This window comes from Desulfoconvexum algidum (genome assembly GCF_055382125.1).
Genome location: NZ_AP042394.1, coordinates 3,518,919 through 3,541,691 on the forward strand (window position 1 = coordinate 3,518,919; position 22,773 = coordinate 3,541,691).

The following is a 22,773-nucleotide window of genomic DNA, read 5'->3' on the forward strand; positions in this document are numbered from 1 at the left end:
TCCTCCCATCAGAGTTCGGTTCCCACGCCTAATCGGTTTTTAAGACAGACAAAAAAGCCGACTGGGGAATCTCAACCGATCCCACCATTTTCATGCGTTTTTTCCCTTTTTTCTGTTTTTCCAAAAGCTTTCGTTTTCTGGAGATATCCCCGCCGTAGCACTTGGCCGTCACATCCTTTCTAAAGGCGGAAATGGTTTCCCTGGCAACAATTTTGCCGCCAATGGCCGCCTGAATAGGAATTTTAAACTGCTGCCGCGGGATTTCCTCCCTTAGTTTTTTGCAGGCAGTCCTGCCCCTTGCTTCCGCCTTGTCTCTGTGAATGAGTTGGGAGAGTGCATCCACCCGTTCACTATTGATGAGGAAATCAAGCTTGACAAGATCAGTGTCCTGGTATCCAGCAATCTCATAGTCAAAGGACCCGTACCCCTGGGTGACACTCTTGAGCCGGTCATAAAATTCGTACACCACTTCGGCCAGGGGGAGTTCAAATTTCATTTCCAGACGGTTGGAGGTCAGGTATTGGTAATTTTTACTGACCCCTCGGAACTCATGGCACACCTGCATCACGTTGCCCATGTATTTGTCCGGGACAATGATGGAGGCATTGATAAAGGGTTCACGGGTTCTGGTAATCTCAGCGGGATCCGGATAGGCCGTTGGGTTGTCAATTATTTTGACCTCTCCGCTGGTATAAGTGATCTCATACTGAACCGAAGGCGAGGTTAAGATCAGGGAAACGTCATATTCACGTTCCAGCCGTTCCTGAACGACCTCCAAATGCAGCAGTCCCAGAAAGCCGCAGCGATAGCCAAACCCCAAGGCCGCGGAACTGTCTTTTTGATAAATCAGGGAGGCATCATTGAGTTTAAGTTTTTCCAGGGCTGCGGTGAGTTCTTCATAATCGTCTGCGGCTACAGGATACATGGAAGAGAATACCACGGGGGTGGGCTCTCTGAATCCGCCCATGGCCTTGTCACAGGGAAGGTTGGGCATGGTCACGGTGTCACCGATCTTTACATCGCTGATATTTTTAATACCGGCAATAAAATATCCCACCTGCCCTGCCATGAGGTGATCCTGGGGAATTCTTTTGATCTGAGATATTCCCACCTCTTCCACCTTGTACTCGGAGTTGTTGGACATGAACCGGATTTTGTCACCCTTTTTGATGGTGCCGTCAAAGATCCTGAAATGAACAACAGTACCCCTGAAGGCATCGTAGTGGGAATCAAAGATCAGGGCCTTAAAGTTGCCGGTACCTTCTGAAACAGGGGCGGGAATTCCCTCCACAACCGCCTGGAAAATTTTGTCCACACCAATACCGGTCTTGGCCGATACCGGGAGGGCTTCATCGGGATCCAATCCCAGGTCTTCTTCTATCTGATCCCTGGCCCACTCGATCTGAGCTGATGGCAGATCAATCTTATTAATAATGGGAATAATCTTAAGGTCATGCTCCATGGCAAGATATAAGTTGGCAAGGGTCTGGGCCTCAACTCCCTGGGTGGCATCCACGATAATCAAGGCGCCCTCACAGGCAGCAAGGGCACGCGAAACCTCATAGGAAAAATCCACATGGCCCGGGGTATCAATGAGGTTCAGCAAATACTGGGTACCGTCGGGGGAGGTATAGGGAAGGGAGACGGTCTGGGACTTGATGGTGATCCCCCGTTCCCGCTCAATATCCATGGAATCTAAAATCTGCTCTTTCATATCCCTGTCGGAAATAATTCCGGACAACTGGATCATCCGGTCGGACAGGGTGGACTTACCATGGTCAATGTGGGCAATAATACTAAAATTTCTAATATTTTTTTTATCTAACTTCAATTGGGCTCCGCACTTAAGAGTTGACAAATTACATCTATCTCGCTAAATTTTATTCTTATACTTTTATCAAGTGAGGCCAAAAGTGTCAAGATAAGCTCGCTTGTGTCTAATCATTTCCAGGAGAAAAAAGCCATGACCTACGCTATTCTGATAGTGGATGATGATATTGCCATCAAAGAATCGGTAGAAGAATACCTTAAAATACTCTCCTATGAGGTTAAAAGCGCACACAATGCCAAGAGCGCATTGACCCTCCTGGAAACATTTCATGCCGATATGGTGCTCACCGATATCATGATGCAGGGTATGGATGGACTTGAACTGACCAAAAAGATCAAGGCAAAATTTGATGTTGATGTCATGGTGATGACCGGTTACAGCGCCGACTATTCCTATGAAGAAGCGGTACAGGCAGGTGCCAGCGATTTTATTTTTAAACCCTTCCGGTTTGAAGAACTGGACTTAAGAATCAAGCGGGTGCTGCGGGAGGCTGAATTTAGAAAAGAACGATCCCTCCTGCTCAAGGAAATGGAACAACTTGCCATCACCGATGGCCTGACAGGACTCTATAATTCCCGGCAGTTTTTCCATCAGATCAAACAGGAAATAAAACGCTATGACCGGTATTCTCGAGCACTCTCCATGATGATCCTGGACATTGATTTTTTCAAACACTACAACGATACCTGGGGCCACCTGGAAGGGGACAAGGTCTTGATGCGTATCGGCAGTATTATTAACGCCTGTATGCGGTCCATGGATACGGCCTATCGCTACGGCGGAGAAGAATTTGCCATTCTCCTGCCGGAAACCGATCTTAAAATGGCCTGCGTGGTCGGGGCCAGGATAAAAGATAAAATTGCAACTGAAATCTTTCGGCCGGAACCGGGGGAAACCCAGTCAGTGACGGTGAGCATCGGGGCCAGCGAACTTGTGGACGGGGAAGATTTCACAGCGTTTATAAAACGCACGGACAAGGCCATGTACAAATCCAAGCAAACCGGACGAAATAAACTAACCTATTCCTGAATCGGATCTATACCGGATTGATCCGCATGCTCAGGTCAACGGACCGGGCCTGGTGGGTTAAGGCGCCACAGGAAATAACATCCACTCCCGTGGCGGCAATGGCATTGAGTGTAGACAGGCTCACATTTCCCGAGGCTTCCACAATTGCCCTGCCCCCTATATAGACCACAGCAGCTTTCATGGCATCAAGGTCCATATTATCCAGCATGATCACCTCGGCATCGGCGGCAATGGCTTTCCTCACCTCTTCCATGTTGGAAACCTCCACCTCTATTTTCATCAAATGGGAGGCTCTGGCCCTTACTGCCCGTACCGCATTTTCAATCCCGCCGGCCACGGCAATGTGATTGTCCTTGATCAAGATACCGTCGTAGAGGGAGTAACGATGGTTGAATCCCCCCCCGGCTCTCACCGCTTCCTTTTCAAGAATGCGAAACCCCGGGGTGGTCTTTCTCGTATCCGTGAGCCTGACCTTTGGGTTTGAAAGCGTTTCAACAAAGGTTCGGGTCAGGGTGGCAATGCCGGAAAGCCGCTGCAAAAAGTTCAGGGCCACCCGCTCCCCCTTGAGCAGACACAGAAGATCCCCATCAGCCTCAAAAATAACCTCGCCTTTTTGAACCACCTCCCCGTCCTTGAAAGCGCTGGTACAGACAATGGAAGGATTGAGCAGGGCAAAGACCTTTACGGCAACCCCAATTCCCGCAAGGACCAGGGATTCTTTGGCAATAATCACCCCTTTCCCATTGCGGGGGCTAGGTAAAATACTCTCGGTGGTAATATCCCCGAGCCCTGAATCTTCAAACAGGGCCAATTGGATAATCTGTTCTGTCATGTCCATGATGATCACTTCATTTTTTTAATTCGTTCAAGGTTGGCCGCAATTTTTTCATTTTTTTCCTCAAGGCCTGCGTGCACGGTCTTTACCTTGGCAATGACCTCATCGGGTGCTTTATCAAGAAAGCTCTCGTTGTTCAATCGTTTTTGGACCCCCAGCAGTTCCTTGGTATTTTTTTCCAGCTCTTTTTCCAGGCGCTTAATTTCCTTTTCAAAATCAATCACCCCTTCCAAAGAAACAAAGCAGGTGGTATTGCCGGTCACGCAGGTGGCACAAGAAGAGGGAATACTGGCAGAATCACTGAAATAAAAGCTTTCCAGAGTGGCCAGGTTGACAATCACGGATTTATTTTCCGCAATGACAATCTTTTCCTGTTCATCTTCCGTGTTGGCAAGCACCTTGATCTTCATGGAGGGCTGGATGTTCATTTCACTTCTGATATTTCGGATATCGGAAATAAGCCCGAATACAAAGCTCATCTGTTGTTCAACGGTCTCATTGCGTGTGGCGTCATAGATAGCCTGGTCATAGGGGAAAGAGGCCTTCATGATGGACCCGGTAGTGGCCGGCAAAATGCTGTAAATCTCCTCGGTCACAAAGGGCATAAACGGATGCAGCATCACCAGGATGTCTTCCAAAACCTTTGACAATACGGCTCTGACCGTATCCCTTCGTTGAACACCCTCTTTTTCATAAAGCGCGGGCTTTGCCGTTTCAATAAACCTGTCGCAGAATTCATGCCATACAAATTGGTAAGCAGCAGATGCCGCTTCATTAAATTTATAATTTTCAATGCCCTGCTTTACGGCAAGGGCAGTGGCGGCAGACCGGGAAAGTATCCAGCGTTCAGGCAGCGACAGTTTGTCAGGATCAATGACAATATTTTTCTCGGTAATATGCATGAGGGCAAACCGGGAGGCATTCCAAAGCTTGTTCACAAAGTTGCGGTATCCTTCCACCCTGTCTGCGGACATCTTCACGTCCCGCCCCTGGGCAGCAAAAGCGGCCAGGGTGAATCTAAAGGCATCTGCTCCGTATTCATCAATCACCTTCAAAGGATCAATGACATTGCCCTTGGACTTGCTCATTTTCTTTCCATGTTCATCCCTGACCAGGGCATGGATATAGACATCTTCAAAGGGGATCTCGTCATCCATGAAATGGATGCCCATCATCATCATCCTTGCCACCCAGAAAAAGAGGATATCAAAGCCTGTCACCAACACATTGGTGGGATAAAATGTTTTTAACAGTTCTGTATTTTGGGGCCATCCCATGGTGGAAAAAGGCCAGAGTGCACTGGAAAACCAGGTATCCAACACATCTGTTTCCTGAACAATTTCCTTTGAACCGCAGGTGGGGCAGGCAGTGGGATCGATTTCTTCGACAATGACGGCCTTGCAATCAGGACACTTCCACACCGGAATTCGATGCCCCCACCAGATCTGGCGGGAAATACACCAGTCCCGAATGTTGTCCATCCAGTCAAAATAGGTTTTGTTCCAGGTCTCGGGAATGATTCGGGTCCGACCGCTGCGGACAGCTTCAGACGCTTTTTCAGCAAGCGGTGCCACCTTTACAAACCATTGCTTTGAGATAGAGGGCTCCACATCGGTATGGCACCGATAGCAATTGCCCACACTGTGTTTTATGGGTTCTTTTTTCTCCAGCAGTCCCAGTTCAGCCAGGGCTTCCACGGCCTGCTTCCGGCATTCAAACCGGTCCAATCCTTCAAATTTACCGGCCGGGGGCAACATGCACCCGCCATCATCAATGACCTTTAGTTTTTCAAGCCCGTGCTTTTCCCCCAGGTTAAAGTCGTTGGGATCATGGGCCGGAGTAACCTTAAGAGCGCCGGTGCCCACCTGGGTGTCCACATACTCATCCCGGATAATGGGAATCATCCGGTTGGTCAGGGGCAGCATCACATGGGTCTCTGTGAGATCTGCAAACCTCGGGTCATTAGGATTTACGGCAACCGCCGTGTCGCCAAACATGGTTTCAGGCCGGGTGGTAGCAACGGTGAGTCCCTTTTTTTGATCCTTGAAGGGATAGCGGATATAATACATATACGAGTCCTTGTCCTCGTATTCCACTTCAAGATCGGCAAGAGCCGTGCGACACCGGGGGCACCAATTGATGATATACTGGCCTTGGTAAATCAACCCTTCCTTATAAAGCCGGACAAACACCTTGCGGACGGCATCGGAAAGGCCTGCATCCATGGTAAACCGTTCCCGGTCCCAATCACAGGAAGCCCCAAGGCGTTTAAGCTGATTGATAATAGCGCCGCCTGATTTTTCACGCCAGCGCCAGACCTCTTCAATAAATTCTTCCCGGCCCAGCTGATCCCGGGTCTTGCCACGGGCAGCCAAATCCCTTTCAACCACATTCTGGGTGGCAATACCGGCATGATCTGTTCCCGGCATCCAAAGAACATTGTATCCCAAAAGCCGCCGGTAGCGGCACATGATATCCTGGATCACATTGTTTAACGCATGGCCCATGTGCAGGACACCCGTAACATTGGGCGGCGGTATAACGATTGAAAATGCTGGCTTATCGCTCGTATCTTCTGCCTTGAAAAATCCGTTATCAAGCCAGTATGTATACCATTTTTCTTCGATGCCCTTTGGCTCATATCCTTTATTCAGAGAATCCGAACCCATATTTTAACTCCTCAAACCCATATTAATGAAAAAGGGGACTCTGTTATGAATCCCCAAGACCTTATTTAATTTATATCCTATGTAAACTCAGGAAATAGATATCTCGTCAAGATCGTTTTGCAGCCGTTTTCGAATGTCCACAATCTCTCGTTCAAGAACTTTTTCCATAACTTCAAGAAGACTCTTTTCAATTATCTTTGCAAATTTCTTTTCAATCACCCGCTCAAGGGCAGCATCCACCTGCTCCTGGGTGACGGTGGGTTCAATATCAGTCACAGGTGCCCCTGAGACAAGTGGCCCGGAAACGGATTCATCAGAGACAGGCACAATTGGCAGAATCGGTTCTGATATCTCATTGTCCTGTTTTGAAACCTTTGCAATGGTTTCATCCAGATCAAGATCAAAATCCAGGTCCCCGTCGTCGAACAGACCATTGTTGTCTGTTTTGGCCGGATCGGTATCAAAATCCAGGTCCAGATAATCTTCTCTGGTCCCCTCAACTTGGGTATCAATATCAGTGAGTTCAATCACCTCCTGGCCTGGCGCATCGGAAAAATCTTCTTCAACCACCTGTGTCAGTTCGATAATCCCATCATCTTGTCCTGTGCTATCTACCATAAATCCCCCGCTGTTATCCTGATAAGCATATCATACCCATTATCCATGGCGGTAAAAAACTATCAAAGAGTAAAGAAAGTGTCAACAAATTAAAACCTAAGGAAAAAATGGTTTACGAGGAACACTGTGAACATATATTTGTTGCCCGACCATAATTTGGGCCATGGTCACGCAGGGTGCATACCTTCTATATCCTTTAAACCAAAGGACACAGACACGTGGGATATCCATTGTATTTTCCTGTGGAATCCCGTATTTTATCAAAAAATACTTACGCCAAGGAAACAATCATGACCCAACAAACCATACCCTATGCCAAACAATGGGTGACCCAGGATGATATTGACACGGTTTGTAAACTCCTTTCATCTGCCAATTGTATCGAATTTTGCGGCGGGAAAACCGATTTTATTGATATTGATACGGCAAGCCTTTGCATGTCACCGGACAAACTTGAAATCTATTGCCGGGAAAAGGCAGTGCCCCGGGTGGTAATTCCCGTTGACTTTTCAGGTCTTGCCGCAGATCTTCCCCGGTTCAAACCCCTTTCCAAAAAATATGGTTTTGCCATCATTGAAGATGCGGCCCATGCCAGTGATGAGCCCTGGTACTATGAGATGGAAACCCTGGGCTACAACTATCGCCACACTGATTTCCAATGTGCACTGGCACTGTCCCAGCTCACGCGCCTGCCCCTATACCCCGCCATGAACGATGCCCAGGTCCAAAGGGTCATTGAAGCGGTATTGGAAAATTTATAACCCTCCAGGATCTTTACCCTTAAACGGCTGACATACCATAAAGGCTATAAATAATGCAAAAGTTCATACTCCCACCAGAGTGCATTGACAACCAAACAGCGGTTATTACTGGCCAAGACGCCAAGCATATTTACAAGGTTCTCAGACTCAAGCCCAAGGACCCTATCCACCTGACCAATGGAAAAGGGACGGACTATGACGCCCATGTTCTAACCATAGGCCCAGGAAAGGTCGAAGTGTGCCTGACAGAAGAACACCCCTCCACAACCGAGTCCAGTCTCCGCCTGACAGTCTGCTGCGGCATGCTCAAGGATAAAAAAATGGATCTGGTGATCAAACACTTAACCCAGCTTGGCATTGTGGAATGGATCCCCTTTTTCTGTGAACGTTCCATTCCAACGCCTGATTCAAACCGGCTCCTGAAAAGGTCAGACCGCTGGCATACCATTGCCAAAGAATCCATTAAACAATGCAGACGGAGCTGTCTTGTCTCCATTTCTGAACCTAAAAAGTTCCAGGATGTTCTTGAACTATCGGACAGCTTCCAGCAAAAAATTGCCTTCTGGGAAAAATCAAACCATCCCCTCACCCAACTCCCCCCTGCCCCCTCAGACAGCCGGGTTATCATTCTCATTGGACCGGAAGGCGGATTCACAGACACGGAAATAAGCCTTGCCCGGAGAAAAGGGTTTAAAGCCTATTCCCTGGGGCCCAGAATCCTGAGGGCTGAAACCGCTGCTATTTGTGCCACCACTTTAATTCAGCACCTTTTGGGAGATATATAAAAATTTTAACAGAGAAACCCATTTTCCCCTTGACATAATTTTTTAAAAAACATATAAAGCCCGTGTTGTTTGAGCCCAGGTAGCTCAGTCGGTAGAGCAGGGGACTGAAAATCCCCGTGTCAGCAGTTCAATTCTGTTCCTGGGCACCAAATTAAAAAGGGCTTTCAGTGATATTCACTGAAAGCCCTTTTTTGTTGGACCCAAGTTTTGTACAAACCTTGTACAAAACAAAGATTCTCTTTTAAATTTTCAACTCCTTAAACTCAGCTCAACCACTTCCAGTATTGACTCCTGCCCATTTCCCCCAAGCACTATCTATCAAAACATCCAATTGTTCAAGGTTGGCTTGTATAGCCCTACATAGATCCTGATAAATTGTTAAGGGCCCATATCCCTTTTCGTGGGTTGAAAGGATTGGCTTATATGCGGTTGAGACCGATTCAACCATTCCACCCATTAATTTCCCCAGTTTTCTTGGCCGTATTTTCAAATCTTTGGCAAACAAAATAAAAGAGTGCTCTTTGATTCGGTCATACCTGAATGTTTGTCGATTGCCATGGCAAATTTGGCTTGCAGGTTAGGGGGTATACTTGTGTAGAAACAAGATCATAAAAAGGTACCATTTCAATCTCCTGCGCATGGATAATTAAAAAATTTTTCCCATGAGCAGCATGGTTACCGATTAGATAATTGAATGCCATGATCAAGACAAAGTTTTTTCGAATATCAAAACCTTGATCCGATAAATATTTATCAACTAATTCTCGGCATTGAGCAAAACCAGGGCCTCCTTTTTCCTGATATTTCCTATTCAATGTCATAAACTTAACGGCAAGGTTTATAATTCATGTAATGTTCGCGCTTGTTCACCTTGTGGTTTCGTTCGAATTTCCGTCCTGGCCGGATGGGTTCAGTCGCATATATGAAAACCGCATAAATTTGTTGAATTAACTGCGCTATTTTTTCAGCAGGTCTTTTGAAAAGTAAAAATAGCGTATCTTTGGACTTTGAAATGGCTTGAGTCATATTTAATTGTTGTTCCTGCTTGTCCTCTTCCCTTGTTTGTTTAAGAGTTTCTTGGGCTGGTGAAGCAAGAACCCAAATAAGATTTTTAGTGAAGACCTTCGAATGGAAATCTTGATAAACCGATAGTGAAGATTCCCCTGAGAAGTTTCCGACTTGAATGCGCTCCTTCATAAACAAATAATCAACTTCTACCGGCCAGCGTAGATGGTATAAATCTTTGAATATTTCTTGCGGAAATTTTTTTTCATCGGTTAGTGATGTGATAAGAACTTCAATTTGGCCGGTTTCAAGCTCAACACGGATGAGACGTAAGCGTAAAGGCAATATATCAAGCCCCATCTCCAGGCATTCTTTTTTTGATTGATTCGAAGCATGTAGATTTACAATAGTTTCGTTTGATCCCGATTCGATAAAGCTTTGTACTATTTTCCATTGTTTGGAAATCCTGGCACAAAAATTTCCACCACGCGATATTATCAGATTAAAAATCCAATATGCAGGATATCCCCGATCCAAGAGTAACAAATCGTTTGGCATCAAATTAAGCATGTGTTGGTGTAATAATTCTCTTTCACCGACATGGTAGGGGCTGATAATAGCATCAACAGATATTCTATTTAGAACATCAAACATTTGTGATACGCGTGCCATAGGAACCTCGGAGCCCTTATTTGGTTGCATCACACCAAAATGATCTCTTATATCGTTATATTTAAATAATTTGAGAGTCGAACCATCTATCCCGAAAAGATTGAATCCGTGCCATGTTTTGACACTTTTGAAATGTTTGTAGAAAAATTCGGATAGGTGCTGGTTCAATTCAACAAAAGCAGAATATTCAAGCTTCTTACGTGCAAGACATAATGCCATTTTGGAGACCACTGCAACAGCGACATCTAATTTAAACAAGGCCTTAAAAAAATGGTCTAACTCATCTTGATATGATCCTTTCGGCAAGTTTATGAAATAAAGAAAAAGTATTTGAAAGGTGAGCAGTCGTTTGCGTATAAAGTCTTTTGGAGATCTTTTGTGTCGATTAACAAAATCTTGAGAATAGAGAATTTTTTTAAGAAATTCGATCAACTCGGCACATGTCTTGAAATGCATGTCCCATGCCAAACATTGTTTTTTCTTTTAATTTTTTTGACATTTTTTCTCCTTATTTTATGATGTTAGATTCTCCAATAGTATTTGCATATTATACCATAAAAAGTAATAAAATCAAATTCTTATTGAACTCCATAGGAAGCGATCTTAACTTTATGACATTGATTTCCTATTAACTGGAACGCCCATAGCCTGACAAAAATCTTCTTGATGAACTCGAATGATAGTATTATTAACTTTCTTTCTATCATATCGTTCAATGGCAAATATCTTTTTTATCAAATCGATGATTGAATGCCAGGATAGAACGAGCATCGCTTTCCGGAAGAAGATTTTCAAAAAATACAGTGCTGACCCCGGGGTACTGTTTTTCTTTCCGGCAAGGCAATGAGACAGATATTGAGTGCCCAATTTTTCGAACCAATTTTCAGAATATTGAAATTAAACCCTTCCTCTTCTATGGAGACTCAGCATACCAACAATTTGCTTGTTCCAATAAACCAATAGCCTGTTCATTTATTTTTTCCAATTGCCCCCCACCCTCCTCTAAATGGTGAACCATCAAAAAAAACCTGATAAATCGCACTCATTTCCTCTGATTCTTTGATAAAAACCCGTCCCATAGCTTTGATCAATAGTCGGTATTGTTTTTGTTGTTAAATAAATCTGAAAACCAAATAATAGGATTAGATCAAAGACTTTCGCCATTTGCACAGTTTCTTTGCCCCACTCAACATCGGTAATAAATTTAATACTTGTCCCTGTCATATCAGCCAAATTTTCCTGGGTCACTTGACTTTTTTTTGGACATATTTGATTGCTTTTCCCATATATTTGGGCAGGTGTACACGATAGAGATATTGTATTTCAGACACACGATAAGCTCCTTTATTTTTACCGTACGGTGAAAAAATGGGTTTGTCGAGAAAACATATCCGAACGGTTAAATAAATGCGTACAACAGCATGCTTAAACGTCCGGTTATGGAGTACCACAGAATATCATACTACAAAATCCGAGCAATTTTAAATTTTGACAGGGCTGACCTATTTTGTGCCAACAAAAAAATAGCAGGTCACACAAAACTGTATAATTGCCTGACGAATAAAGAAAAGCAGGTTGACAAACAACGACCTAAGCGCGTATTTAAACTATGATGCGTAAGCGTTCCCTAACACATATGTTGCATCGACTATGGAGACAAGAAATAATGCTCAAAAGTAGAGGCGATTGTGTATAAAAATCAAACTATTTGTGTAATTGTTCCAGCATATAATGAGGCAACTCAGATCGGAGGCGTCATTGAAACCATGCCCGCCTTTGTCGATGCCATTATGGTAGTTGATGATGCCAGTGCAGATGAAACTATTAATGTGGTAAAAAAATACCAACAAAAAATAGAGGCCCTTTTTTTGATAGAACATCCGACTAATCAGGGATGCGGCGGTGCCTTGGTCAGCGGGTACAAATGGGCTGAAAAGAATGCTTATGATATCATCGTCCGAATGGATGGAGATGGTCAGATGAATCCCGATGATCTTGAGGCCCTGTTAGACCCAATTGTTCAAGGAAAAGCAGATTATTCAAAAGGAAACCGTTTTTTTTCAGGAAAAGCTTACCAAATAATGCCCAAAATAAGGTTTTTTGGAACAGCCTTCTTATCTCTTTTAACAAAAATAGTTTCAGGCTATTGGCATTTATCAGATTTCCAGTCCGGTTTTACCGCAATCAGTAAAAAAGCGCTTGCTGCCATAGATTGGACAAAAATGTATAAACGATATGGACAACCCAATGATCAGCTTATTTTGTTGAATGTCCATGACTTCAAAGTGGCAGATGTACCGGTTGACCCCATTTATCAGGTGGGAGAAGTCTCAGGTATCAAGATCAAAAAAATTATTTTTACCTTAGGCTGGCTGTTAATTAAGCGTTTCTTCTGGCGCCTCAAAGAAAAATACATCATCAGAGATTTTCATCCCCTTGTCTTTTTTTATGGCCTCGGTATCTTTTTGTTTTGCCTGTCCTCATTGTTATTCTTTCGTGTATTTTATATTTGGATTGTAATCACACATATTCCGGCCATTAATGCCTTGGCTGCATTTTCATCTTTTTTGGGGGCCGCTCAATTTTCGTTATTTGCAATGTGGTTTGACATGGAAGCAAACAAACACCTGAAACCTTCGTCTGATTGAATTTCAATTCAATCGGACAGTTTCGGTATTCCAAATTTTGTCAACATCTTCAACTTGTATGGCATAAACACAAATGCATTGAAGAACTTTGATATCCGTATATTTTCGGCAGATTGACATTTTTTCCTTGCTGCAGCTAACTTTTTTTTGTTTTTCCATAATGATTTTAACAAATTAAGATATATGGTGTTAAAAATATTTATATCTTTTTTTATTAACGAAATAGCAATACCTTCAAATATGAGCAACAAAATATGAAGCGGAAAAATCAATTGAAATACAGGTTTTGGAAAACATAAAATCATCACATATGTTTTGTTCAGTTCACTTAATTTCCTTCTGTTCATTGAACTGGAAAGACGCTTCTTTATAATCTTCCCCCCCCCAATACTTTTCCCAACCCAATGGAAAAAACCGGAAGCAGAAATAGCCTTAACTGAGTATCCCTTCAACCGGGCAAGACAGCACAGGTGCATATCTTCCGCTAAAGTATGAAACCACTCCGGGAAGCCCCCCAATTCATGCCAAAGTGACTTGGGAATCCATAAACAGGCTCCGATTATCATTCCAACATCAGTGTGTTTATCATTTAAGTTTGGGACTGCATTTAAAAATGGATCCAAATTACTTCCGATATCTATGAGCTCACCTGTTGCCGCATCGTATTGGGAAAGGCCTAAAATTGACTGAGTTTGATTTTTTTGTTGCGAATGCATATAAAAAGTTTCCAATGCATTCTCAAACAACACAGCATCATTGTTAAGCAAAAGGATGTAGTCGCCCCTTGCCAACTCAACCATTCTATTGTTACTCACACAAAATCCGACATTTTTTTTACTTTCAATGAGTCTAACCGAGGGAAATTTTTTGCGAATATGCTCCACAGACTTATCCGTAGAAGCATCATCATGTAAAATTATTTCAAAGTTCAAATTTCCCTTCTGGATTAAAACAGAGTTTATGCATTGATCAATGAAGTTTATACCATTGAAATTGGCAATACAAATTGAACAAACAATACCTTTATTTTTTTTAGCTGGCGTTTTTGTCATGAACATTTCTTTTCAGCCAAGACCACGTATGAAAAATTCCCTGGTCAAGATCAACCGCAGGTTCCCAACCCGCTTGAATTCTTAACTTATTACAATCCAGTACAACCTTTTCCATGTCAATATTCCGCTGCGGTTTGTATTGAACTTGCAAACGATTACCAGTCACTTTTTCAACGATATCCTTCACCTGTTTTATAGAGTACCCTCTATTTGATCCTACATTAAAAACCCCTGAAAACTCTTTAAAATGAAGCAAAGATTCCATAAGATTTGTCATGTCACTGATATAAAGGTAATCCCGTACAATTTCTCCATCACCCCAAATTTCGAATATTGAGTTCTGCAAAATTTTATCCAGCATCGTCCTAATCAATCCAAAACCTGCACGCAAAGACTGTTCAGGACCATACAGATTTGAAGGACGAAGTATGATCACATTTCTGTTATGAATATTGGCAAAGGCATCCAAGAATGCCTCAATTGCAACTTTGCCAGCACCATAATAGGAAATTGGATGTGACGATTGGGTTTCAGGGACAGCCCTATTTGAATGTGGCGAATACAGTGCCCCTCCTGAAGAAACATAAATTAGTTTTTCTATATTTTTAAATTGCTGAAAGAATTCAAGGAACCGAAGAGTTGGATAAATATTATTTTCTATTTCAAATACCGGATTTTTTATTGAATCACCCGGAATTGTTTTTGAGGCCAGATGAATAACAGTGCTGCAAAGTGGAAGCGTTTCATTTAAAATAGACTCATCATCAAGGCTGCCTTGATGAATAAAAATATTGTCATCTCTTAACTCGATTTTCCCGGGAGTTATAATGTGAACAATATATCTTTTCTTTGCAAAATACTTTGCAGTTGCCTGGCTTAGAAAGCCCCCCCCCAATAACAAAACTGTTTTTCCAACCTTCATTATTTTTTATTCAGTAAGTTTTTATAGATTTTAATATACCGGTCCGCACAATCAGACCAGGTTCCAATATTATCAATAATCCATGATTTAGCTACGGTTCCGACATTCACATTGGTATCATAATCTGATAAAAAAGACAGGGCTTCAATGAATTCTGCCCGAGAAGTTACAATGCACCCTGTTTTGTTATGTTGAATCATATCTGTATGGGCTTTCAGATATGAAGCGATTATGGGAAGACCCGAAGCCATGGCTTCCAGCATTACCTGGGGCCTTCCTTCATCATGCTGGCTTAACGTTATCAATCCCGAAGCGATTGGAAACCATCTGTTTTGAAGTTCTTCCGGGCTGGCGGGACCATGGTAATGAATCCAGCCGGGTAATTTTATTGTTTCCTGCATCGGACCAAACAAATGAAGTTCATTCCCTGGACCAAAAAACGGTTCACCCCATTCAAATAAAGGGCCAAGCTTGGCCTTGGTCAGCCGGGTAACCGCAATCCACTTTAAAGGACTATCAAGCCGCAGATCTCTTTTCAAATCAAACCATTTATCATCTACACCAAAGGGAATAGACTCTATACCGGCAATGTCTCCGAATGCATTTTCAAGTGCCGGTACCATCCAGTCTGCATTGGGGGCAAAAACACATTTTCTTTGACGAACAACAGACCGGATTAAAAATTTCATTCCAGGCAGTTTTAACAAGCCAAAATCACTTCCCAAAACCGAAATAACAGCAGGTGTTTTTATTCTCCAAAGGGGAATGACATTTTGAATCCAGTTAATATGTACAATATCGACATTGCCTTCCCTTCGATACAGGTTTCTTAAAAAAAGTAGCAATTTGACAATCGAGCCAATGGCACACATTTTTTTTGTTCTTATAATATGTGCGATTCCTCCTGCTTGCATCAACTGCTCTAACCATTTTGACTCAGCCTCGGTTGCAAGGGTGCAAACATCATTCGGGAGTCTTCCAGGAGGAATCCACACTCTGAGACCGATGCCATTATTGAAACTAAACGCATCAATGATATTGGCTATAAATCTTCCTCGCCAGTCATTTTCATCCATAGGATACGATGTGGCCACATACATTACATCTATTTTTTTTTTCTCTATTTTTTTTCTCCTAAATTTTTAAGCAGCCTCGCACCTGCTATATAATCAGGCATCATATCAGTTTCATATCAAAAGATACAAACCTATATTACTCAACAGCCCATTGGAAGAAATCCCATTTTTATAACAACGATATTTATGTATCATTTTGTTTTCTTTTCTGCTGTTGGAATACGCTTTAAGAATTTCTAAATCGTTTTCTTTCATCTCATCGCCAAATCGATCCAAAAGAAGCTTTGCCTGGTCTTGAGTCTGATTTATTGCATGTTTAATATCCTGATATTTAAATAGTACATCAAATACCTTTTTACTGATTGATTGTTTTTTTGCACCTTTAACATTTTCATCATGTTGCCGGTAATTCATTGTCGTTTTTTCACTATACCCCACCTTTCCAAGAACCAGTGCTGTTAAAATCAACCACCAGTCATGCATTACAATTCCCTTTGGAAACGGCAGGGCTCTCTTCAAAAGAGCACGATTAACAATCATGGAACATCCGGGACTCACATTTCGCACTATCAACTTTTGCAGAAATTGTGATATCTCCGGCTTGAGATTTTCATACTCCCAAAATGAATTTGATATTTTTTTTAAGTTCTGGTCAACCACCTGTAAATTCGTAAAAAAAACCAGGGGTTCACCTGAACCGACTTCAGACTCAATTTTTCTTATGCCCTCAACTGACCGGGATATCTTATCAGGAAACCAGAAATCATCCTGGTCTGCAAGCATTATATAATCACTGTTTGTATTCTGCAAAAGGAGTTCAAAATTTTTAATAACACCGATATTTTTATCCAGCTTTATCACATGGAATCGATTGGAATTCTTTTCGTAATAATAAAGCTTTTCTGGGGTACAATCGCTGGAATCATCATCTCTTGCATAAATTTTTATAGGCAAAAAATTCTGAGACAATATCGATTCTATTAATACATCTATATAGGCCACACCATTATAAGCGGCAAGAACGATATCTACAGAAAAGTTTTTCATTATAAATCTCACAAACTGGGATCAAACTGTTTTTTTATAATCCAATATAGACAAATACAACCATTTAATTTCAAACACCGTGATGTATGAAATCTAATATATAAACTTTCGCAATTATAGCGCTTTTTCCTTCTTTATCAGTCCCGATAAAAGCATTATAATATTTAGCTCTTTTATAAACATCTTCTTTTCTTTGAAAAATTTCTTCTAACAATTGAATCACATCTAAATTCTTAGTAGCTTTAAATGTCAAACCATTTTTTTGAAAACCATAAACATCTTTTTCTTCTTTTTCTGTAAAATTATAATAAATACTTGGAACATTAAGCATAGTTGCTTCCAAATGCAAACTCGTTTCAGCAGCAATATTAATATCAATTTCATTTAAATATTTAAACACACTTGTTTTTTTAGGATCGGATAAAACATATTTTTTTTTAAAGACAGTACCGTCTCTATCATCGGCAGGATGGAGACGAATTATTATAGATAAATTTGGAAATATTTTTTTGATTAATTTAACAAACGATAAAACTTTATCAAAAGAATCCAATGCATTTAATGCAATACCCATTGTGTTGAATTTAATATTTTTTTTACGTTTCAACACATGTTTATCAAATTTTGGCATCCCAATAAACTTATACACAAATGTATTTTTTGTACACTTTTTATATTTATACAACGAATCTTCTCCCTCAAGAAGAGACAGATCGAAACGTATTGGTGGAAAGTTCTCATTCACATTTGCATGCTGTATATATATAGTTGGGATATATAGTGATTTAGCGGCAAGTAACAGAGCTCGAGGCTCTATGCTATGATCATTAGCAAACACAATTCCTTTAGGTGTTAATTTATTTAAAATTTCTATATATGCCTCAAAAACGCCCACCACTCTTAAAGCGATTACAATATTTTTAGCAAAGCCAACCCCCTCTTTATAAAGCAAAAAAACAATTATTGGCAACTTCCATATATACTTTAAGCGATGGTAATCAATGTTTAAAAAGGTTCTTGCTTCATTATTTTTTATAATATTTTGACGATTCCACACAAAAATACTTGGATCAATTTTTTCAACTACATCCTTTAAAGCATCATAGTTATTCTTTGAACATGTAAAAAACCATAAGTTATTCTTTAAAACGCAATTACTCGATGTATCCATTGTAAATAAACCGAATACGCTATTAACAATAATATTAGCAACGATATTGGCAATAGTTTTTATGAAAAATAATCCCTTGGGATAAAAAATTTTATGATATCGATACGGGGTTTTTTCTATTTCCCCATTTAGAAATATATGAAGGATATCTTTATATATATTAAAATTCACATTAAACATAATTTAGTATCTTTTGTTAATTTTTTATTCAGATGGATTTTTTACTTTTAAATAAAGCCTTAGCAACGAATCCCGTCATACTCCCAATAATCAAAATTTTAATAAACAGGTTGACTCCAAAAGAAAAAGATAAGAATTCTAAAAAATAAAATAATATGGTGAAAGATATTAGCAACAGGGTCGCGGGAACCAATTTTATTAACTTAACCACATCCATTTTCAAAACATATTTAGCGTTAATAAAATGCAATAGAAACAACACAAAATATGAAATTAAAGTTGTGATAGCGGCCACCTCATAACCATAGATTGGTATTAACGAATAGTTTAGTCTTAGATTTACGCAGACTGCAATGATGGTATTCAATGCAATTAATTTTGTATTGGCTTTATAAAAAGCATAATTTACATATAGCGTATATAAAAATACCTCATAACCACTTAAGACAATAATTGGAACAATAGAAATCGCTGAATAAAATCTTTCATTCACCAAAATCAATAGAATTTCCCTGGAAAAAAATATGAGGAAAACTGCAAATAAAGATACCACCAATGAATATTGTATTGCCATCTTTTCTATAGCTATAACAGATTTTTTTTTCATATTTTCATAAAATCGAGGAACCCATGCTTGATTCAAAGATGATACAATAATGAACATAATAGTTCCAATATTATAGCCTATAGAATAGATTCCAGTATTTCTATCGCCAGTTAAATCATTAATAATAATTTTATCAAAATCGGCTAAAATCACACCAGAAAGGCTATGAGGAATAAGTGGCAAACCAAATTGGAGCCCAAAAACAAGGTGTTTTTTAATAAATTTAAATTCCGAATTTTTAATCAATTTAAAAATTGACCAAGTGGCCACAATAAAAAGACCACCGATTTGTCCAAATATTCTGCCCCAAAATCTATGATCGTTTAAGAAATATAAAATCAACCCCACGCTTAATAAAAACGCCAGCGCTTTTGTCAAAAAACTTAAAAATACAAACTCTTTGCTACGTTTTATTGCCACCATATATGAATTGTAAAGCAAAATAGGAACCATTAATATGCTGGATATCACACTAGCCCAGAATACTTTTTCATCGATTGAAAAATATGACGCAATATTCGACCCAACAAATGTCAAACAGATAACAATAAATGAAATGGAAAATAGCAAGAATAGTAAAATAGTTCCTAAATAACTGGCACACTCTTCCGGCGTTTTTACATATTTATTTACAATGCTTCCATGAAAGCCCATCATTAGTAGTGGAGAAATTATTGCTGTTGTTGAAAAAACGATAGCAACTTTGCCATAGTCACCTTCAGATAATAAATTTGTAAAAATGGGTATAGAAAGAAACGAAATACCCATTGTTAGAATTTGACCTACCAAATAATTAAAAGAGTCTTTTACAAAAGAACGATTAGTTGTTTTATTAATTATGTTTTTATGTAATTTCAATACTATTTTAATCTTTAGGTTTTAATATTATGTTTTCTTAAAATTATATTTTTAGCTTCTTTTATGGTATCTTTTTGTGATGTTATTCCATTATCCAGATAAAAAGCAAAAAAACCTGTGTCCTCTATATATTGACCCTTTATCCCTTTTCTAAGCAGTGAAAGCCATAAATCCCAGTCCTGAAACCTATTAATTTTAGGGTCAAATGCGCAAAAGGATTCACTTCTTATCAATGCCATCGTAGAAATATAATTATTATTTTTTAAGGAATCCGCATTAAAATTTTTAGATTTATGATAATAATTGTATTTTTTGTAATGATTTATAAAATCAATGACAATTGAATAATAGTCCGTATAAACATATCCTATATCACTTCTTTTATTCAAATAAAAATACAATATTTTAAGATGGTTTTTAGGTAAAATAATGTCATCATCACAAAAGAAAAGATAAGGCTGTTTGGCTGTACTAGCTCCTTTATTCCGTTTTTCCTGCACATTCAAATTCATATCACTAATTATGATTATTTCAGCAGGATTATTTGCTTTAACCGATGGAAGTACGAATTCATTTAAAAACCTGTTTCTTGATTGAATACTTGTTATAATAACACTAATTGGTAATTTTTTTGTGTCATAATTTATTTGCTTGTTAAGGGTTCGGTTATAAAAATAATTTGATTCTACATCATTATTAATTTGGAATCGATCATTTTTTGAAGCATCTTTAGATTGTTCCAGTTTGATCCTTCTTTTTAACCCAAGAATCCCTTCAAAAAAAAACAATTTCATTCCCTCAAAAATCAATATAGGCTTTCTGAGAATTTTAATGCTAATATATTTTAAAAACTTATAGTTCATTGATAACAAATCCTCAAAAAATATTATCTATTATTTTCAATAGACATATCATATTATTTTATAATTTTGTTCAAAACAGTACCACTGCTGGCATATATACCTTGAGCTGATAGATAAATCCATTTAACACCGCCATAAACAGTACCGAAATATAAGAAGAACCGTACCAGGACCATTTGCACACTGGCAACATTGAAATCTCTTACATGGTAATTATATACAATCCTCTTAGCCGTGTTGCGCATATGTTTGAACAAAAATTAAAATATGCTTCTGAATGGACTTAGATTGCTTTTTTCATCCTCATAAAAAGAAGCCGTATGTATGTCCCCCCCGTGGCCTGAATCGTATTTAACAGAAAAAGCAGGTTTGGTTCGAAAAAATATCCTTGATATAGTTTATTTAAATTGAGCTCTTTTGCAACACAGGCATGAATACAAAAAAAACATTATTCGGATCCATCACTCTCCAAAAACCTATGGAAATTTTACTTAAAAAAGAAAGAGCCCCATTCTCAATGAGCCTGACCACCCGCATTCCTGTCAATGTCTTTGGGCTCCAAAACCGATTCCCCTTCATAAAATCAGCAAGCCCCATGATCAGGGATTGAGCAAGAAAAAAAACAAGAGCCACTATGATACACCCTAAAATCACTTGCATTCGCTGAATATTCCAAATCATTTTCCCCGTTGGAGGGAATTCAACAAATGGAATATTACTCAGTGGATATCCCGGCGAACAAAAGGCATCGGGTGCCGGTTTTTGAACATGAAAATTATCACGGGAATAAATGCCATGCTTTTTTAAATTCACTGCGTAAAGATAATACCCTCTTGCATCCTTCTGGAGAGGGGCAATAATAATGGTTTCATCAATCACTTTCAAACGTAAAAAAAAAGAAATGAAAATAAAAATGACAACAAAAAGAAAATCTGTTTCTTTTTTAAGCATTTGAAAATTCATCATTTCCCTTTTGTTGTTTTTTGCAAAAAAATGAATACCTCTTTTGGCAGTGTTGAAGCATACAGCTCATTGTTGACTAAAAAAGAGGGGGTGCCGATTACGGACCTGCCAATGGCATAGCGTATCTCATTTTTTAACGATAGCAAATACGCTTTGTTATGAATTGATCCAGCAAGCCCCTTTGCATCCAACCCCAAATGAATGGCAACTTCTTTAATATTAATAGTATTGTTGTTTTTTTTCATATGGAAAAAATAATCATTCATCTCCCAAAATAGATTTTGTTCGATGGCATACTTGGTCATTAAGGCCAAGGCTCCTGATCCCACATGAAATTGATCTTTGACAATTGGGTTGACCTTGTGATCTATGGGGAAATTTACATGGATCAATCTAAGTTTTTCAGGGAATTCATTTAACATATTACGCAGGAAAAAATGAATTTTTTTACACTGAAAACACTGATAATCTGAAAACATAATAATTTCAATTTCAGGATCTACGGCGCCAATCCATGGATACCCCTGCTCAGTGACCCCCTCTGATAAATCGACAGTAGATTTTTTTATTTCAAAATTCCAATACCGAGGAAAATTGATCAACAGGCATGAAATAATTATTATAGTGGCAGCAACAATTAAAAGACTGGCTGTTTTCTTTCGGTACGCATAGCGCAAATCCTCTACCAAAATTTTAAAATAATTTTGATTATAAAATCTTCTTAAAATTATAAAACAATAGAAGCAAAGAAAAAAATTAACAATATAACTCAAAATACAAAGGATACAATAACTGTGAAGGTAATAGTTTGAAATCAAAGCAAGGATCACACTGTACAGACAAAATAAAATTGAAATTAAAAATATCAGGGACCACAATCTTGGTTTTTGTCCAATTTTGGGAAAACCTGAAATAATGAGGATTAAAACAAAGGCGTATCCCAAGACACCCCAGACAGGAACAGGTACATTGGCGAAAATAGCAAAATTGCTTAAAGAAACCGTATCACAATTGATTGCTTTTGTGATAGCACAAAAGCTTTGATACCAGATATCGGTATAAATTTTATAGTGGGAAAAAGACAGATAGATAGAATCAATCAACCCCACCAAGACAAAAAAAAGGACTGGCCCGAAATAATACCCGAAATGTAATGGTTTTTTGGATTTTTTTTCCATATC

22 protein-coding genes and 1 tRNA gene are annotated in these 22,773 nt (G+C 39.5%); 5 read left to right on the top strand and 18 right to left on the bottom strand.

Annotation, left to right across the window (positions count from 1 at the left end; all coding sequences use genetic code 11):
• Nucleotides 1–28: 28 nt before the first annotated feature.
• Entirely contained in the window at nt 29–1,831 is a 1,803-nt protein-coding gene (gene lepA / locus ACZ45G_RS16105) for a translation elongation factor 4 (protein WP_464171484.1), read from the bottom strand.
• A gap of 132 nt (nt 1,832–1,963) precedes the next feature.
• On the opposite strand from lepA, the gene ACZ45G_RS16110 reads away from it, so the two are divergent.
• The gene (locus tag ACZ45G_RS16110) at nt 1,964–2,860 is read left to right on the top strand and encodes a GGDEF domain-containing protein (protein WP_464171485.1); all 897 of its coding nucleotides are present in this window, start codon (nt 1,964–1,966) and stop codon (nt 2,858–2,860) included.
• Nucleotides 2,861–2,867: 7 nt separating this feature from the next.
• On the opposite strand, the gene nadC is transcribed toward ACZ45G_RS16110, so the two are convergent.
• From nadC to ACZ45G_RS16125, 3 genes are all read right to left on the bottom strand, one after another.
• Nucleotides 2,868–3,698: a carboxylating nicotinate-nucleotide diphosphorylase gene (gene nadC, locus ACZ45G_RS16115; protein ID WP_464171488.1), complete on the bottom strand. Its 831-nt coding sequence runs from the start codon at nt 3,696–3,698 to the stop codon at nt 2,868–2,870.
• A 5-nt stretch (nt 3,699–3,703) separates the two neighbouring features.
• Nucleotides 3,704–6,364, bottom strand: coding sequence for a valine--tRNA ligase (locus ACZ45G_RS16120; RefSeq protein WP_464171490.1), 2,661 nt, complete (start codon nt 6,362–6,364; stop codon nt 3,704–3,706).
• 87 nt (nt 6,365–6,451) lie between these two features.
• Nucleotides 6,452–6,982 (bottom strand): hypothetical protein, encoded by a 531-nt coding sequence (locus tag ACZ45G_RS16125; protein WP_464171492.1) that lies wholly within the window; start codon nt 6,980–6,982, stop codon nt 6,452–6,454.
• A 290-nt stretch (nt 6,983–7,272) separates the two neighbouring features.
• Between ACZ45G_RS16125 and ACZ45G_RS16130 the strand changes: the two genes are divergently transcribed.
• The 3 genes from ACZ45G_RS16130 (at nt 7,273) to ACZ45G_RS16140 (ending at nt 8,677) form a co-directional block, all read left to right on the top strand.
• Complete coding sequence (locus ACZ45G_RS16130) at nt 7,273–7,743, top strand: DegT/DnrJ/EryC1/StrS family aminotransferase (RefSeq protein ID WP_464171494.1); 471 nt, start codon at nt 7,273–7,275, stop codon at nt 7,741–7,743.
• A gap of 53 nt (nt 7,744–7,796) precedes the next feature.
• On the top strand, nt 7,797–8,528 hold the full coding sequence (locus ACZ45G_RS16135) for an RsmE family RNA methyltransferase (protein WP_464171496.1): 732 nt from the start codon (nt 7,797–7,799) through the stop codon (nt 8,526–8,528).
• Nucleotides 8,529–8,601: 73 nt separating this feature from the next.
• Nucleotides 8,602–8,677, top strand: a tRNA-Phe gene (locus tag ACZ45G_RS16140).
• Between the two features lie 381 nt (nt 8,678–9,058).
• Here the strand turns inward: ACZ45G_RS16140 and ACZ45G_RS16145 are convergent.
• The 5 genes from ACZ45G_RS16145 to ACZ45G_RS16165 form a co-directional block, all read right to left on the bottom strand.
• Entirely contained in the window at nt 9,059–9,349 is a 291-nt protein-coding gene (locus tag ACZ45G_RS16145; RefSeq protein WP_464171498.1) for a HipA domain-containing protein, read from the bottom strand.
• A 4-nt stretch (nt 9,350–9,353) separates the two neighbouring features.
• Entirely contained in the window at nt 9,354–10,637 is a 1,284-nt protein-coding gene (locus ACZ45G_RS16150; RefSeq protein ID WP_464171500.1) for an IS4 family transposase, read from the bottom strand.
• A gap of 177 nt (nt 10,638–10,814) precedes the next feature.
• The gene (locus ACZ45G_RS16155; RefSeq protein WP_464179964.1) at nt 10,815–10,976 is read right to left on the bottom strand and encodes a HipA domain-containing protein; all 162 of its coding nucleotides are present in this window, start codon (nt 10,974–10,976) and stop codon (nt 10,815–10,817) included.
• On the bottom strand, nt 10,918–11,085 hold the full coding sequence (locus ACZ45G_RS16160; protein ID WP_464171502.1) for a HipA N-terminal domain-containing protein: 168 nt from the start codon (nt 11,083–11,085) through the stop codon (nt 10,918–10,920). The genes ACZ45G_RS16155 and ACZ45G_RS16160 overlap by 59 nt, the downstream gene beginning before the upstream one ends.
• A 137-nt stretch (nt 11,086–11,222) precedes the next feature.
• Nucleotides 11,223–11,438 carry a hypothetical protein gene (locus ACZ45G_RS16165; protein ID WP_464171504.1) on the bottom strand — a complete coding sequence of 72 codons (216 nt, stop codon included), beginning with the start codon at nt 11,436–11,438 and terminating at the stop codon, nt 11,223–11,225.
• Nucleotides 11,439–11,893: 455 nt separating this feature from the next.
• Here ACZ45G_RS16165 and ACZ45G_RS16170 point away from each other — a divergent pair, with 455 nt between their 5' ends.
• The gene (locus tag ACZ45G_RS16170) at nt 11,894–12,853 is read left to right on the top strand and encodes a glycosyltransferase family 2 protein (protein WP_464171506.1); all 960 of its coding nucleotides are present in this window, start codon (nt 11,894–11,896) and stop codon (nt 12,851–12,853) included.
• A gap of 8 nt (nt 12,854–12,861) precedes the next feature.
• Here the strand turns inward: ACZ45G_RS16170 and ACZ45G_RS16175 are convergent, their stop codons facing one another.
• The 9 genes from ACZ45G_RS16175 to ACZ45G_RS16215 form a co-directional block, all read right to left on the bottom strand.
• Nucleotides 12,862–13,905 carry a glycosyltransferase family 2 protein gene (locus ACZ45G_RS16175; protein ID WP_464171508.1) on the bottom strand — a complete coding sequence of 348 codons (1,044 nt, stop codon included), beginning with the start codon at nt 13,903–13,905 and terminating at the stop codon, nt 12,862–12,864.
• Nucleotides 13,886–14,827 carry an NAD-dependent epimerase/dehydratase family protein gene (locus tag ACZ45G_RS16180; protein WP_464171510.1) on the bottom strand — a complete coding sequence of 314 codons (942 nt, stop codon included), beginning with the start codon at nt 14,825–14,827 and terminating at the stop codon, nt 13,886–13,888. Before ACZ45G_RS16180 ends, ACZ45G_RS16175 begins: the two co-directional genes overlap by 20 nt.
• Complete coding sequence (locus tag ACZ45G_RS16185) at nt 14,827–15,903, bottom strand: glycosyltransferase (RefSeq protein ID WP_464171512.1); 1,077 nt, start codon at nt 15,901–15,903, stop codon at nt 14,827–14,829. The genes ACZ45G_RS16180 and ACZ45G_RS16185 overlap by 1 nt, the downstream gene beginning before the upstream one ends.
• A 111-nt stretch (nt 15,904–16,014) precedes the next feature.
• On the bottom strand, nt 16,015–16,950 hold the full coding sequence (locus ACZ45G_RS16190; protein ID WP_464171514.1) for a glycosyltransferase family 2 protein: 936 nt from the start codon (nt 16,948–16,950) through the stop codon (nt 16,015–16,017).
• A gap of 70 nt (nt 16,951–17,020) precedes the next feature.
• On the bottom strand, nt 17,021–18,301 hold the full coding sequence (locus ACZ45G_RS16195) for a glycosyltransferase family protein (RefSeq protein WP_464171517.1): 1,281 nt from the start codon (nt 18,299–18,301) through the stop codon (nt 17,021–17,023).
• A 28-nt stretch (nt 18,302–18,329) separates the two neighbouring features.
• The gene (locus ACZ45G_RS16200) at nt 18,330–19,766 is read right to left on the bottom strand and encodes an oligosaccharide flippase family protein (RefSeq protein ID WP_464171519.1); all 1,437 of its coding nucleotides are present in this window, start codon (nt 19,764–19,766) and stop codon (nt 18,330–18,332) included.
• A 14-nt stretch (nt 19,767–19,780) separates the two neighbouring features.
• Nucleotides 19,781–20,629, bottom strand: a complete 849-nt coding sequence (locus tag ACZ45G_RS16205) for a glycosyltransferase (RefSeq protein WP_464171521.1) — start codon at nt 20,627–20,629, stop codon at nt 19,781–19,783.
• Between the two features lie 402 nt (nt 20,630–21,031).
• On the bottom strand, nt 21,032–21,580 hold the full coding sequence (locus ACZ45G_RS16210; protein ID WP_464171523.1) for a hypothetical protein: 549 nt from the start codon (nt 21,578–21,580) through the stop codon (nt 21,032–21,034).
• Nucleotides 21,581–21,591: 11 nt separating this feature from the next.
• Nucleotides 21,592–22,770, bottom strand: coding sequence for a vitamin K epoxide reductase/DsbA family protein (locus tag ACZ45G_RS16215; protein WP_464171525.1), 1,179 nt, complete (start codon nt 22,768–22,770; stop codon nt 21,592–21,594).
• Nucleotides 22,771–22,773 lie beyond the last annotated feature (3 nt).

Coding starts and splice junctions, on each gene's coding strand:
- ACZ45G_RS16110 (WP_464171485.1), top strand. CDS start 1,964: ATGACCTACGCTATTCTGATAGTGGATGATGATATTGCCATCAAAGAA.
- nadC (WP_464171488.1), bottom strand. CDS start 3,698: ATGGACATGACAGAACAGATTATCCAATTGGCCCTGTTTGAAGATTCA.
- ACZ45G_RS16120 (WP_464171490.1), bottom strand. CDS start 6,364: ATGGGTTCGGATTCTCTGAATAAAGGATATGAGCCAAAGGGCATCGAA.
- ACZ45G_RS16125 (WP_464171492.1), bottom strand. CDS start 6,982: ATGGTAGATAGCACAGGACAAGATGATGGGATTATCGAACTGACACAG.
- ACZ45G_RS16130 (WP_464171494.1), top strand. CDS start 7,273: ATGACCCAACAAACCATACCCTATGCCAAACAATGGGTGACCCAGGAT.
- ACZ45G_RS16135 (WP_464171496.1), top strand. CDS start 7,797: ATGCAAAAGTTCATACTCCCACCAGAGTGCATTGACAACCAAACAGCG.
- ACZ45G_RS16145 (WP_464171498.1), bottom strand. CDS start 9,349: ATGACATTGAATAGGAAATATCAGGAAAAAGGAGGCCCTGGTTTTGCT.
- ACZ45G_RS16155 (WP_464179964.1), bottom strand. CDS start 10,976: ATGCTCGTTCTATCCTGGCATTCAATCATCGATTTGATAAAAAAGATA.
- ACZ45G_RS16175 (WP_464171508.1), bottom strand. CDS start 13,905: ATGACAAAAACGCCAGCTAAAAAAAATAAAGGTATTGTTTGTTCAATT.
- ACZ45G_RS16180 (WP_464171510.1), bottom strand. CDS start 14,827: ATGAAGGTTGGAAAAACAGTTTTGTTATTGGGGGGGGGCTTTCTAAGC.
- ACZ45G_RS16185 (WP_464171512.1), bottom strand. CDS start 15,903: ATGGATGAAAATGACTGGCGAGGAAGATTTATAGCCAATATCATTGAT.
- ACZ45G_RS16190 (WP_464171514.1), bottom strand. CDS start 16,950: ATGAAAAACTTTTCTGTAGATATCGTTCTTGCCGCTTATAATGGTGTG.
- ACZ45G_RS16195 (WP_464171517.1), bottom strand. CDS start 18,301: ATGTTTAATGTGAATTTTAATATATATAAAGATATCCTTCATATATTT.
- ACZ45G_RS16205 (WP_464171521.1), bottom strand. CDS start 20,629: ATGAACTATAAGTTTTTAAAATATATTAGCATTAAAATTCTCAGAAAG.
- ACZ45G_RS16210 (WP_464171523.1), bottom strand. CDS start 21,580: ATGCTTAAAAAAGAAACAGATTTTCTTTTTGTTGTCATTTTTATTTTC.
- ACZ45G_RS16215 (WP_464171525.1), bottom strand. CDS start 22,770: ATGGAAAAAAAATCCAAAAAACCATTACATTTCGGGTATTATTTCGGG.